A 12338-nucleotide genomic window follows, 5' to 3' on the forward strand; every position below is an offset into this window, starting at 1 on the left:
ACTGAGAGATTCGAGATGATTGACAACATCAGCTGGCTAGCGATTTACCCCGAAATTGTGCTGTTGACCATGGCCTGCGTGATTGCGCTGGTCGATCTGGGTGTTCACAGCCCTCGCCGCACCAGCACTTACGTGCTGACCATGCTCACGCTGGCCGTGGTGGCAGCCCTGCAGGGCATGTATGCCAGCAGCGGCAACACCTTCTATGGTTTTGGCAACATGGTGGTGAGCGACGCCATGGGCAACTGGCTCAAGTGCTTTGCCACCGTGGCCATGATGGTCACCCTGGTGTACGGCCGCCCCTATGCTGCCGACCGCGACATGCTGCGCGGGGGCGAACTGTTCACGCTGTCCATGTTCGCCTTGCTCGGCATGTTCATCATGATCTCGGGCAACAACTTCCTGGTGATCTACCTGGGTCTTGAGCTGCTGACACTGTCGAGCTATGCCCTGGTGGCATTGCGCCGCGACAACGCCACGGCCACGGAAGCGGCCATGAAGTATTTTGTGCTGGGCGCCATGGCCAGTGGCTTTCTGCTCTATGGCTTGTCCATGGTGTACGGTGCCACGGGCTCGCTGGATATCGGCCAGGTGTTCAAGGCCGTCAACTCCGGTCAGATCAAGCACCAGGTGCTGGTGTTCGGCCTGGTGTTTGTGGTGGCCGGTCTGGCTTTCAAGCTGGGCGTGGTGCCTTTCCACATGTGGATTCCCGATGTGTACCAAGGCGCCCCCACGGCCGTGACCCTGATGATTGGCGGCGCGCCCAAGCTGGCTGCCTTTGCCATCGCCATCCGTTTGCTGGTGGACGGCCTGCTGCCCTTGGCCATCGACTGGCAGCAGATGCTGGCTGTGCTGGCGATTGGTTCGTTGCTGGTGGGTAACCTGGCAGCCATTGCGCAGACCAACCTCAAGCGCATGCTGGCGTACTCCACCATCTCCCAGATGGGTTTTGTGCTGCTGGGCCTGATGTCTGGGGTCATCAACGGCAATGTGGACGCCACTGCGGTGGAGAACGCCTACAGCGCCTCGATGTTCTACGTCATCACCTACGTGCTGACCACGCTCGCAGCGTTTGGTGTCATCCTGCTGCTGGCCCGTGAAGGTTTCGAGAGCGAAGAAATCTCCGATTTCGCAGGCCTCAACCAGCGCAGCCCCCTGTACGCTGGTGTGATGGCAGTCTGCCTCTTCTCCATGGCAGGTATTCCTCCCCTGGTTGGCTTCTACGCCAAGTTGGCGGTTCTGCAGGCCCTGGTGGCCTCGGGCCAGACAATTTACATGGCGATGGCCGTGTTCGCCGTGATCATGTCGCTGATCGGAGCCTTCTACTACCTGCGTGTGGTGAAGGTGATGTATTTCGATGCACCGCTCACAGCGACCAATGTGTCTGCCCCGGTGGATGTGCGCGTGGTGCTGACCATCAATGGCGCTCTGGTGCTGGTGTTGGGCTTGCTGCCAGGTGGTTTGATGGCCCTGTGCGCAGACGCCGTGGTGCGCGCACTGGCGACCTGATCGGGAGAGCAGGCGCTCGCACCGTGCGGGCAACTGTTCATCCGTCGAATTTCTCTCCTCGATCAGTTTCCCTGTGTCACTTACCGGATCGGTTTGGCTCGTGATTGTGGCAGCGTTGATCGCTGCCAATCTCCCATTCATCAACCAGCGGTGGTTGGTAGTGGGGCCTGCAGCGGCTCACGGCAAGCCCTTGGTCGGACGGTTGGCTGAACTGATCCTGTTGTATTTTTTGGTGGGCGGTCTGGCCTTGCTGCTGGAGCGGCGTGCAGGCCAGATTGCACCGCAGGGATGGGAGTTCTACGCCATCACCGGCACCATGTTTTTGACGCTGGCCTTTCCAGGCTTCGTCTACCGGTATCTGCTGCGTCGCCACGGGTGATGGCCTTGGCTGGATCGTGTTGAAGCGTAGGGGCTTCCGCGACCTATGCTCTACCGGTTTCGCTGTTTGGGCGAAGCACTCTTGCATGTAACCCTGCACCTTGGTGTGCCCGGTTTCCTCGATCTCTTGATGGTGCGGACCGGCGTACGATGCATCTTATGAAGGTACTGGATCTCCAATGTCAGCACGGCCATGTCTTTGAAGGCTGGTTTGGTTCTGAAGATGACTTTCAGAGCCAGAAGCAGCGCGGCCTGGTGCAGTGCCCTTTGTGCGCAGACATCCACATCGACAAGCGTCTTAGCGCGCCGCGCCTGAATCTGGGTGCCCGCGAGCCCGCTGCGACTCCAGTGGCATCGTCCGTTTCACACGCTGCTTCCGATACACCGGTCGAGGCATCGACGCTCCCACCCGCGCTTCAGGCTGCCTGGCTGCAACTGGCCCGCAAAGTCATTGCGAATACGGAGGATGTAGGCGCCCGTTTTGCCGACGAAGCCCGGCGCATGCACCACGGCGAGATCCAGGAGCGTGCCATCCGTGGCCAGGCCACCGCGCAGGAGGCATTGCAGCTCCTGGATGAGGGCATTGCCGTCATGCCTTTGCCCCTGCCAGCGGCAGCCAAGGAAACCTTGCAGTAGCCCCTGCGACGGTGTTCTGGGGGCAGACCCTGCGATGGGCGCCGCGATCAACTGGTGAACTGCAGCGCCGCGAGGCGTGCATACACCCCACCTCGCGCCATCAGCGCGCTGTGGGTGCCTTGCTCCACGATCTGACCGTGGTCCAGCACCACGATGCGGTCGGCATTTTGCACGGTGGCCAGGCGATGGGCGATCACCAGAGTGGTTCTTCTGCCCGTGTGGCGCTGCATGGCGGTGTCCAGCGCTGCCTGTACCATGCGCTCGCTTTCCGCGTCCAGCGCGCTGGTGGCTTCGTCCAGCAGCAGCAACAGCGGGTTTTTGAGCATGGCGCGGGCGATGGCGATGCGCTGGCGCTGGCCGCCCGAGAGACGTACCCCCCGCTCGCCCAGAAACGTGTGGTAGCCCTCGGGCAGGGCCATGATGAAGTCATGCGCAAAGGCCGCCTTGGTGGCTGCCATGACCTCTTCGTCCGAAGCATCCGGACGGCCATAGCGGATGTTGTCCATGGCCGAGGCAGAGAAGATCACGGCATCCTGGGGTACAGTGCCCGTATGGGCGCGCAGCGTGTCCAGCGTCAAGTCCCGGATGTCTACGCCATTCAGCAAGATGCGTCCGGCCGGTGCGTTTTGTCTGCCGGTCTGCCCGCCTCCATCCACGTCGTAAAAGCGCTGCAGCAACTGAAACACCGTGGTTTTGCCCGCGCCGCTGGCGCCCACCAGTGCCACCGTCTCGCCGGGCGCCAGGTGCAGCGAGAAGTTTTGCAGCGCTGGCTGGTCCGGGCGCGATGGGTAGTGAAACTGCACGTTGTCAAACTGCACTTCCAGCCCCTGATCCGAAGTGGGCAGCCGTTGGGGTGTTGCGGGGTTCGACACGGGGGACTGGCTGGACAGCAGCTCCATCAGCCGCTCGGTGGCGCCCGCCGCACGCAGCAGGTCCCCGTAGACCTCGCCTAGCACGGCCACGGCGCTGGCCAGCAGAATGACATACACCACGGTCTGGCCCAGGTGGCCCGCGCTCATCTGTCCGGCCAGTACGGCCTCTGTGCCCCGGTACAGCCCCCACAGAAGCAGCGCTGCGTTCGCAATGATGATGAAGGCCACGAGCAAGGCGCGTGCCTTGGTGCGCTTGACGGCCGTGCGAAACGCGTCTTCGGTGGCTCGCGCAAACCGCGTGGCCTCGCGGGGCTCGGCGGTATAGCTCTGCACCACCGGGATGGCGTTCAGCACTTCGGCTGCGATGGCACTGGAGTCCGCCACGCGGTCCTGGCTGTCGCGTGACAGCCGGCGTACCTTGCGCCCAATCCACATGGTGGGCAGCACGACCAGCACCACGGCCAGCAACACCACCGACATCACATAGGGATTCGTCCACACTAGCATGACGAGGGCTCCCAGGCCCAGCACGGCGTTGCGCAGCCCCATGGACAGCGACGAGCCGACCACGGTCTGTACCAGCGTGGTGTCTGACGTCAGCCGCGACAGCACCTCGCCGGTCTGGGTGGTCTCAAAGAACTGGGGGCTTTGCTGCAGCACATGGCTGTAGACGGCGTTGCGCAGGTCGGCGGTGACGCGCTCGCCCAGCCAGCTCACCATGTAAAAGCGTGCGGCTGAAAACCCACCCAGCGCCATAGCCACGGCAAACAGCTCTTCAAAATGCCCACGAAGGGCCATGGCCTGCGCTCCCCGGTCACCCGTCGCAGAAACCAGGCCCCCATCGATGAGATTGCGCAACGCCATGGGAAACGCCAGGGTGGCCAATGCCGCCAGCACCAGGAATACCAGCGACAGTGCAATGCGCGCTCGATACGGGCGCAAAAAGGGCAGCAGTCCTGTGAGCGAGCGGGGGGCGCCACGGGCGGGCGTGGAGGAGGGGAGGGAGGGCATCGCGGCAGTGTAGGCGGCGCAGCCGGGCGCTACAGAAAGAGGAGGCACAGCCCCCTTTTGACTGTAGGTGGTGCCCACGGCGGTAAATGCCAAGGCCTGTCAGCAAAAAGTCAGTGAGGGGCGCGGCGCTGCGCCACCACCAGTTGCCAGCTTCTGAACCTGCTGCGGCGCCAGATTGAGCACTGGCGCGCTGCCCACGCCCGCACATCCCGGGCGCTGTGCGTCCTCAGGGCGGGTACGTAGGCATTTATACATAGGCATTAGTCCCAGTATCTACCGCAGGGTAGGGAGACATACGATGCGTTGCGATCCAACCTCCCCGGAGACCTTGTTGCAAGGCTCCTCATTTCAGCACCTTACGGAGCGGCCAAGGCGCAATGAGCGACGTCATTCTTGAAACCAACAGCCTGACCAAAGAGTTCAAGGGCTTCACCGCTGTCAGTGAAGTGAACCTGGCCGTTCGGCGCGGGTCCATCCACGCGCTGATCGGCCCCAACGGTGCAGGCAAGACCACGTGCTTCAACCTGCTCACCAAGTTTCTGGAGCCGACTTCGGGTGTCATCCGCTTCAACGGGCATGACATCACGCGGGAGCAGCCCGCGCAGATCGCACGCCGCGGTGTGATCCGTTCGTTCCAGATTTCGGCGGTGTTCCCGCATCTCACACTCATCGAGAACGTGCGCCTGGGCCTGCAGCGCAAGTTGGGCACGTCGTTCCACTTCTGGCGCAGCGAGCGCACCCTGCGGCAGCTGGACGACCGCGCCATGCAACTGTTGACCGAGGTGGGGCTGGAAGACCTGGCCGATGAGGTGACCGTGAACCTGCCCTACGGCCGCAAGCGCGCGCTGGAGATCGCCACCACGCTGTCGATGGAGCCCGAGCTGATGCTGCTGGACGAGCCCACCCAGGGCATGGGCCACGAAGACGTGGACCGCGTCACGCAGCTCATCAAGAAGGTTTCTGCCGGCCGCACCATCCTGATGGTGGAGCACAACATGAAGGTGGTCTCCACCATCGCAGACCGCATCACGGTGCTGCAGCGCGGCGCCGTGCTGGCCGAAGGGCCCTACGCAGAAGTCTCCAACAACCCCCAAGTCATGGAAGCCTACATGGGCACGACCGACGGCCAACTGCAGGGAGCGCACTGATGGCCGGCGTTCCCGCACTCGAAATCAAGAACCTCGAAGCCTGGTACGGCGAGTCGCATGTGCTGCATGGCGTGGACATCGTCGTCCAGCCGGGCGAGGTGGTCACGCTGCTGGGCCGCAACGGCGCAGGCCGCACCACCACCATGCGCGCCATCATGGGCCTGACCGGCGCACGCAAGGGCTCGGTCAAGATCAACGGCGTGGAAACCGTGAACATGCCTACGCACCGCATTGCACACCTGGGCGTGGGCTACTGCCCCGAAGAGCGTGGCATCTTCTCCAGCCTGTCGTGCGAAGAAAACCTGCTGCTGCCCCCCGCGCTCAAGACCAAGACCCCGGGCATGTCGGTGCAAGAGATCTACGCCATGTTCCCCAACCTGGCCGAGCGCAAGAACAGCCAGGGCACGCGCCTCTCGGGGGGCGAGCAGCAGATGCTGGCCGTGGCCCGCATCCTGCGCACTGGCGCCAATCTGCTGCTGCTCGATGAAATCTCCGAAGGCCTGGCGCCCGTCATCGTGCAGGCCCTGGCCCGCATGATCACCATGCTGCGCCAGAAGGGCTACACCGTGGTCATGGTCGAGCAGAACTTCCGCTTTGCCGCGCCCCTGGCCGACCGCTTTTACGTCATGGAGCACGGCCGCATCGTGGAGAAGTTCGGCGCCGCCGAGCTGGAGGCCAAGATGCCCGTGCTCAACGAACTGCTGGGCGTCTGAGCCACGCCCACATCCTTTCCCCACCGTTTTCTTCCACCACACCAACAGGAGACAAATCCATGAAGAAACAACTCAAAGTGCTGGCACTGATGCTGGGTGTTGCAGGTCTGGCCACGTCGGCCGCGCACGCGCAGGACAAGGTCAAGATCGGTTTCATCACCGACATGTCCAGCCTGTATGCAGACGTGGAAGGCAAGAACGGCGCAGTCGCCATCCAGATGGCGATTGATGACTTTGGCGGCAAGGTGCTGGGCATGCCCATCGAGCTGATGAGCGCCGACCACCAGAACAAGGCCGACATCGCAGCTTCCAAGGCCCGCGAGTGGATCGACACCCAAGGCCTGACCATGGTGTTCGGTGGCACCAACTCCGGCACCGCACTGGCCATTGCCAAGGTGGCCGCAGAGAAGAAGCGCGTCTACATCAACAACGGCGCTGCCAGCTCCGCGCTGACCAACGACCAGTGCACGCCGTACACCGTGCACTACGCGTATGACACCGTGGCACTGGCCAAGGGCACCGGCTCGGCCATTGTGGATGGCGGTGGCAAGAGCTGGTACTTCCTGACGGCAGACTACGCCTTCGGCCATGCTCTCGAAGCCGACACCACCGCCGTGGTCAAGGCCAAGGGCGGCAACGTGGTGGGTGCTGTGCGCCACCCGCTGAACGCGTCGGACTTTTCCTCCTTCCTGCTGCAGGCACAGAACTCCAAGGCGCAAATCCTGGGCCTGGCCAATGCAGGTGGCGACACCATCAACTCCATCAAGGCTGCCAAGGAGTTCGGCATCGGCAAAAGCATGAAGCTCGCCGGCCTGCTGATCTTCATCTCCGATGTGCACAGCCTGGGCCTGCGCAACACCGAAGGCCTGCAGTTCACCACCAGCTGGTACTGGGACCTGAACGACGAGACCCGCAAGTTCTCGGCCCGCTTCTTCGAGAAGACCAAGCGCATGCCGACCGAAATCCAGGCGGCTGACTACTCGGCCACCATGAACTACCTCAAGGCCGTGGAAGCCGCCAAGTCGGTGGACGCCGACAAGGTCATGACCACATGGCGCGGTATGAAGATGAACGACTTCTTCGGCTCGGGCCAGCTGCGCGCCGACGGCCGTTATGTGCACGATATGTACCTGATGGAAGTGAAGAAGCCTGCAGAGTCCACCAAGCCCTGGGACTACTACAAGCTGATCAAGAAGCTGCCTGGTGACTCCGTGTTCACCACCAAGGCCGAGAGCAAGTGCCCGCTCTGGAAGTAAACCCCTGAGAGGGCTCACGCTGGCCTGGCTGTCCCTGCGGGGCGCCGGGCCCGGTGTGGTCCTCTGACCTGAACTCTCTCCACCTGCTGCTGCCTCCCATGGAAATCTTTGGTGTCTCATTGCCCGGCCTGTTGAGCCAGCTCCTTCTGGGGCTGGTCAACGGATCGTTCTACGCAATCCTCAGCCTGGGGCTGGCTGTGATCTTTGGCCTGCTCAACGTCATCAACTTTGCGCACGGCGCACTGTTCATGACCGGGGCGTTGCTGACCTGGATGGCCATGAATTACTTCGGCATCAACTACTGGTTGATGCTGGTGCTGGCACCGCTGGTGGTGGGCCTGTTCGGTGTGCTGATCGAGCGCCTGCTGCTGCGCTGGATCTACAAGCTCGACCATCTGTACGGCCTGCTGCTCACGCTGGGCCTGACCCTGCTGATCGAAGGCGTGTTCCGCTCCATCTATGGCGTGTCGGGCCTGGGCTACGACACCCCCGAGCTGCTGGAAGGCGCGACCAACCTTGGCTTCATGATCATGCCCAACTACCGTGCGTGGGTGGTGGTGGCCTCGGTGGTGGTGTGTATCGGCACCTGGTACGTGATCGAAAAAACCAAGCTCGGCGCCTACCTGCGCGCCGGTACTGAAAACCCGCGCCTGGTGGAGGCCTTCGGCATCAACGTGCCGGTGATGGTGACACTCACCTACGCCTTCGGCGCTGCGCTGGCCGCCTTCGCGGGTGTGCTGGCTGCTCCCGTGTACCAGGTCACGCCGCTCATGGGGCAGAACCTCATCATCGTGGTGTTTGCCGTGGTGGTGATTGGCGGCATGGGGTCCATCATGGGCTCCATCCTCACCGGGCTGGGCCTGGGGGTCATCGAAGGCTTCACCAAGGTGTTCTACCCCGAGGCGTCTTCCACCGTGGTGTTCGTCATCATGGTCATCGTTCTTCTCATTCGCCCCGCCGGCCTGTTCGGCAAAGAAAAATAAGGGGCTGCCAGCATGAATTCCAAGAACACTGCCACCATTGGTTACGGCCTGCTGTTGCTGGCCCTTATTGCCGCGCCTTTTCTCGGTGCGTATCCGGTCTTTGTGATGAAGCTCATGTGCTTTGCACTGTTTGCTTCTGCGTTCAACCTGCTGCTTGGTTACACCGGCCTGCTGTCTTTCGGCCATGCGGCCTTCCTGGGTGGCGCGGCCTACGTGGCCGGCCACGCCATCAAGGTGTGGGGCCTGACGCCTGAAGTGGGCCTGCTGCTGGGCACCGCCGGGGGCGCGCTGCTGGGCTTGCTGTTTGGCTGGCTGGCCATTCGCCGCCAGGGCATCTACTTCTCCATGATCACGCTGGCGCTGGCGCAGATGCTGTTCTTCGCCTGCCTGCAAGCTCCCTTCACGGGCGGTGAGGACGGCCTGCAAGGCGTGCCGCGCGGCAAGCTCTTTGGCGTGATCGACCTCGGGAGTGACTTGGTCATGTACTACGTGGCGCTGGTCATCGTGGTCGCTGCGTTCCTGCTGATCGTGCGCACCATCCACTCGCCGTTTGGCCAGGTGCTCAAGGGCATCAAGGAGAACGAGCCCCGCGCCATTTCACTGGGCTACGACACGCACCGCTTCAAGCTGCTCGCTTTTGTGCTGTCGGCTGCCCTTGCGGGTCTCGCCGGCGCGCTCAAAACGCTGGTGCTGGGCTTTGCAACGCTGTCGGACGTGCACTGGACGGCCTCGGGCCAGGTCATCTTGATGACGCTGGTGGGTGGCCTGGGCACGCTGTCGGGCCCGCTCATCGGCTCGGCTGTGGTCGTGCTGCTGGAGAACAAGATTGGCGAGTTTGGCAACCTGCTGGCCGCACTGACCAGCGTGGAATGGTTCAAGACCCTGGGCGAATCCGTCACCATGGTCACAGGCCTGATCTTCGTGATCTGCGTGCTGGCCTTCCGCCGCGGCATCATGGGCGAGATCATCGCCTGGTTGGCACAACGCCGCGCAGGCAACTCTGCCAAGCATTGAAGAAGTGACACCGCCCGATCTGGCGGTATCTTTCTGACATCAAGCCGCTGCAGCCTTCACAGGCGCAGCGGCTTTGCATATCCCGTCATCTCCAGGTAACCCCGGCCCACGGGCTGGCCTGTGGCACCCATCAGGTCCGACAGCCCTTCCCAGTAGATCGCACCCGTCGATCCGCTGCTGTCCAGCTCCTGGCTGTCCAGCAGCGCATTCACGGCAAAAGTACCTGCGGGCGTTTGCACCTGCCATTGCACCGGGTAGCGCGCGCCACTGCGCGGGCTGGTCCACCACCGCAGGGGCGTGAACGCCACAGACTGCGCCCCAAACACCTGCACCGGCTGTCCTGGCGCTCGCCAAGATCCCCCCGCCCACAACGCAGTGCCATCAGCCCGCCGCAGGCGGAAGGCGGTGAGCGCACTGCCATCATGCAGGTTCATGCCAATCCAGTCCCACCCCTGGGCGTCAGGGTGCAGCAGTGCCTCGCTCCACTCGTGGTCCATCCAGGCGCGGCCCGTGTCGGGCGTCACCGCCATGCGCTTGTTGCCCACCTGCAAGGTGCCGCTGACGGCGAGCTGGGGCTGGCTGTAGTAGTAGCTGGCCTGCTCGGCGTCCGGCCCCTTGCGGGACAGCCCTTGCTGCCCCTGAAGCAGCAGGGGCTGGGTGCTGTCAAACGCCAGGTCCAGCCCAAACTCGCTGCCCATAATGCGGGTGGTGTAACGGCTGGCTGCAAAGTCTGGCTTGCCGCGCGCTGTGTCGCTGCGTTCCAGCGTCCAGTCCTGCAGGCGGATGCGGGTGTCGGCCTCACTGGCCTGCGCAACCCCAAAACCAGCACGCGCAATCCGCTGGTCATGCACCAGCCGCTGGCCGCGCACATCAGTGATGGCGGCGTGCGCAAACAGCAGGTGTTTGGCCGCAAAGGCCGACTGCAGCTGCTGCGTGCCATCCACCCGCGAGCGGAAGAACGTGATCTGAAAACCCCAGGGCTGCCCTTGCGCCTGCACATGGCCGGTGATGTACCACCACTCGGTGCGCAGCTCCGGGTGGCTGCCGTGGTCACGCGGAAAGACCAGCGTGCGTGCCGGCAAGGCATGCGCGGCAGGGGGCAGCCACCCAGCAGCCCCCACGGCCGCCAGGCCCCAGGGCATCTGCTGGGCCAGCCATTGCCGGCGCGTGACCATGGGGCCGGGGGCAAGCGGCAAAGAACCTGGGGGCAATGCTTGGGAGGGCATGGTGCAGTGCGTGGCTGGCATCAGCCGATCAGGCCATCCACCTTCTGCTGCGCAGCCGAGCAATCGCCAAACGTGCGGTCCACCCATGCCGTGTCGAAGTACGTGGGCAGATACCGTTCGCCCGCATCACACAGCAAGGACAGGATGGAGCCGCGCTCGCCCCGCTCGCGCATCTCGCTGGCCAGCGTGAGCATGGCCACAAAGTTGGTGCCCGTGGACGGGCCTACGCGCCGCCCCAGCAACTGCGACAGCGCGCGCATAGCGGCAATGGATTCGCAGTCCGCCACATCCACCATACGGTCCACCAGCGTGCGGATGAAGCTCGGCTCCACACGCGGGCGGCCAATGCCTTCAATGCGCGATCCTGGCGCCGTCAGCTGCGCATCACCCGTACGGTGGTAGGCGCTGAATACCGACCCTGCCGGGTCTGCCACACACACCTGCGTGGCATGGCGCTGGTAGCGCACATAGCGGCCAATGGTCGCACTGGTGCCACCCGTGCCCGCGCCCACCACAATCCAGCGCGGCACTGGGTGCGGCTCGCGCGCCATCTGCGTGAACATGCTCTCGGCAATGTTGTTGTTGCCCCGCCAGTCGGTCGCGCGCTCGGCATACGTAAACTGATCCATGTAGTGGCCGCCCGTCTCTTCGGCAATCGCACGGGCCGCGTCGTACACCGCGCCCGCGCTGTCCACAAAATGGCAACGCCCGCCATGAAATTCGATCTGCGCAATCTTCTCGGGCGACGTGCTGCGCGGCATCACCGCCACAAACGGCAGCCCCAGCAGCCGCGCAAAGTAGGCCTCGCTCACCGCCGTGGAGCCGCTGGACGACTCGACGATGGTCGAGCCTTCATGCACCCAGCCATTGCACAGCGCATACAAAAACAGCGACCGCGCCAGCCGGTGCTTCAGGCTGCCGGTGGGGTGGGTGGATTCGTCCTTGAGGTACAGGTCAATGCCATGCGCGGCAAAGGCGGGCAGGCGCAGCGGGATCAGGTGGGTGTCGGCACTGCGCTGGTAGTCGGCTTCGATGCGGGCGATGGCTTCGTGGAGCCAGGGGGCGCTGGTGGAGAGTGAAGGGGGCTGAGTCTGCATGCATGCATTGTCGCAGTCCATATGCCTTGTGCCCGCAGCGGTACTACTCCAAAACTCTGATGCATTGCCCTTGCGCAATCGCCACAAGGCGTGGCACGCCTTGGCGCTATTTCGGTAGTGACTCAACCCACCAAGTCAGCTCTCCGGTGGGGGAGTTGAGAGCCAATTTCCCCTCACGCTTCACAAAGGTAGAGCAGCGATCATCAAAGCGTTGCTTGTTCCACCGAACACAATAGCCTGCATCGCCGTCCCTCCGCCAAGTACCCACATCGTTGTAGCCCTGTCGGGCCACCACCGAGCCGTCTGCCTTGAGGTGTACCTCAATCACAGTGCCATTCTTGGCGTGAGTCGCCTTGAAGGGGCTGACCACGATCTGGTCGAACTCTTCTTTGGTGATGGCGCCATCCATCGCGTGAGCAGAAAGTGCGGCCAGCATGGTGACGCAGAGCAGTCTTTGACGAAGGTTCATTGGAAACTCCTGTGTTGATAGCGTCG

At 63.2% G+C, this 12338-nt stretch carries 12 protein-coding genes; 8 read left to right on the forward strand and 4 right to left on the reverse strand.

Annotation, left to right across the window (positions count from 1 at the left end; genetic code table 11):
• Positions 1 to 15: 15 nt before the first annotated feature.
• The 3 genes from nuoN (at position 16) to ACT531_RS09340 (ending at position 2523) form a co-directional block, all read left to right on the forward strand.
• Positions 16 to 1509 (forward strand): NADH-quinone oxidoreductase subunit NuoN, encoded by a 1494-nt coding sequence (gene nuoN / locus ACT531_RS09330; protein WP_291441614.1) that lies wholly within the window; start codon positions 16 to 18, stop codon positions 1507 to 1509.
• Positions 1510 to 1582: 73 nt separating this feature from the next.
• Positions 1583 to 1888 (forward strand): DUF2818 family protein, encoded by a 306-nt coding sequence (locus ACT531_RS09335; RefSeq protein ID WP_015013282.1) that lies wholly within the window; start codon positions 1583 to 1585, stop codon positions 1886 to 1888.
• A 158-nt stretch (positions 1889 to 2046) separates the two neighbouring features.
• Positions 2047 to 2523, forward strand: coding sequence for a DUF1178 family protein (locus ACT531_RS09340; protein ID WP_060987078.1), 477 nt, complete (start codon positions 2047 to 2049; stop codon positions 2521 to 2523).
• 47 nt (positions 2524 to 2570) lie between these two features.
• Here ACT531_RS09340 and ACT531_RS09345 read toward each other — a convergent pair whose 3' ends face one another.
• On the reverse strand, positions 2571 to 4406 hold the full coding sequence (locus ACT531_RS09345; RefSeq protein ID WP_476017231.1) for an ABC transporter transmembrane domain-containing protein: 1836 nt from the start codon (positions 4404 to 4406) through the stop codon (positions 2571 to 2573).
• 377 nt (positions 4407 to 4783) lie between these two features.
• Between ACT531_RS09345 and ACT531_RS09350 the strand changes: the two genes are divergently transcribed.
• From ACT531_RS09350 to ACT531_RS09370, 5 genes are all read left to right on the forward strand, one after another.
• A complete protein-coding gene (locus tag ACT531_RS09350; RefSeq protein WP_476017232.1) occupies positions 4784 to 5554 on the forward strand; it encodes an ABC transporter ATP-binding protein in 771 nt (256 codons plus the stop codon).
• A complete protein-coding gene (locus tag ACT531_RS09355) occupies positions 5554 to 6267 on the forward strand; it encodes an ABC transporter ATP-binding protein (RefSeq protein ID WP_015013286.1) in 714 nt (237 codons plus the stop codon). The genes ACT531_RS09350 and ACT531_RS09355 overlap by 1 nt, the downstream gene beginning before the upstream one ends.
• Positions 6268 to 6326: 59 nt before the next feature.
• Complete coding sequence (locus ACT531_RS09360; protein WP_116749359.1) at positions 6327 to 7523, forward strand: ABC transporter substrate-binding protein; 1197 nt, start codon at positions 6327 to 6329, stop codon at positions 7521 to 7523.
• Positions 7524 to 7621: 98 nt separating this feature from the next.
• Positions 7622 to 8506: a branched-chain amino acid ABC transporter permease gene (locus tag ACT531_RS09365; protein WP_015013288.1), complete on the forward strand. Its 885-nt coding sequence runs from the start codon at positions 7622 to 7624 to the stop codon at positions 8504 to 8506.
• A 12-nt stretch (positions 8507 to 8518) separates the two neighbouring features.
• Positions 8519 to 9520 (forward strand): branched-chain amino acid ABC transporter permease, encoded by a 1002-nt coding sequence (locus tag ACT531_RS09370; protein ID WP_476017233.1) that lies wholly within the window; start codon positions 8519 to 8521, stop codon positions 9518 to 9520.
• A 56-nt stretch (positions 9521 to 9576) separates the two neighbouring features.
• Here the strand turns inward: ACT531_RS09370 and ACT531_RS09375 are convergent, their stop codons facing one another.
• The 3 genes from ACT531_RS09375 to ACT531_RS09385 form a co-directional block, all read right to left on the reverse strand.
• Complete coding sequence (locus ACT531_RS09375) at positions 9577 to 10746, reverse strand: lipocalin-like domain-containing protein (RefSeq protein WP_476017234.1); 1170 nt, start codon at positions 10744 to 10746, stop codon at positions 9577 to 9579.
• A gap of 20 nt (positions 10747 to 10766) precedes the next feature.
• The gene (locus ACT531_RS09380; RefSeq protein ID WP_476017235.1) at positions 10767 to 11843 is read right to left on the reverse strand and encodes a PLP-dependent cysteine synthase family protein; all 1077 of its coding nucleotides are present in this window, start codon (positions 11841 to 11843) and stop codon (positions 10767 to 10769) included.
• 106 nt (positions 11844 to 11949) lie between these two features.
• Positions 11950 to 12312 carry a hypothetical protein gene (locus tag ACT531_RS09385; RefSeq protein WP_476017236.1) on the reverse strand — a complete coding sequence of 121 codons (363 nt, stop codon included), beginning with the start codon at positions 12310 to 12312 and terminating at the stop codon, positions 11950 to 11952.
• Positions 12313 to 12338: the final 26 nt, after the last annotated feature.

The sequence above is a fragment of the Acidovorax sp. DMC1 genome (genome assembly GCF_056314325.1).

Excerpts from the sequence above, each read along its gene's own strand:
- nuoN (WP_291441614.1), top strand. The coding sequence starts at position 16 with ATGATTGACAACATCAGCTGGCTAGCGATTTACCCCGAAATTGTGCTG.
- ACT531_RS09340 (WP_060987078.1), top strand. The coding sequence starts at position 2,047 with ATGAAGGTACTGGATCTCCAATGTCAGCACGGCCATGTCTTTGAAGGC.
- ACT531_RS09345 (WP_476017231.1), bottom strand. The coding sequence starts at position 4,406 with ATGCCCTCCCTCCCCTCCTCCACGCCCGCCCGTGGCGCCCCCCGCTCG.
- ACT531_RS09350 (WP_476017232.1), top strand. The coding sequence starts at position 4,784 with ATGAGCGACGTCATTCTTGAAACCAACAGCCTGACCAAAGAGTTCAAG.
- ACT531_RS09355 (WP_015013286.1), top strand. The coding sequence starts at position 5,554 with ATGGCCGGCGTTCCCGCACTCGAAATCAAGAACCTCGAAGCCTGGTAC.
- ACT531_RS09360 (WP_116749359.1), top strand. The coding sequence starts at position 6,327 with ATGAAGAAACAACTCAAAGTGCTGGCACTGATGCTGGGTGTTGCAGGT.
- ACT531_RS09365 (WP_015013288.1), top strand. The coding sequence starts at position 7,622 with ATGGAAATCTTTGGTGTCTCATTGCCCGGCCTGTTGAGCCAGCTCCTT.
- ACT531_RS09370 (WP_476017233.1), top strand. The coding sequence starts at position 8,519 with ATGAATTCCAAGAACACTGCCACCATTGGTTACGGCCTGCTGTTGCTG.
- ACT531_RS09375 (WP_476017234.1), bottom strand. The coding sequence starts at position 10,746 with ATGCCCTCCCAAGCATTGCCCCCAGGTTCTTTGCCGCTTGCCCCCGGC.
- ACT531_RS09380 (WP_476017235.1), bottom strand. The coding sequence starts at position 11,843 with ATGCAGACTCAGCCCCCTTCACTCTCCACCAGCGCCCCCTGGCTCCAC.
- ACT531_RS09385 (WP_476017236.1), bottom strand. The coding sequence starts at position 12,312 with ATGAACCTTCGTCAAAGACTGCTCTGCGTCACCATGCTGGCCGCACTT.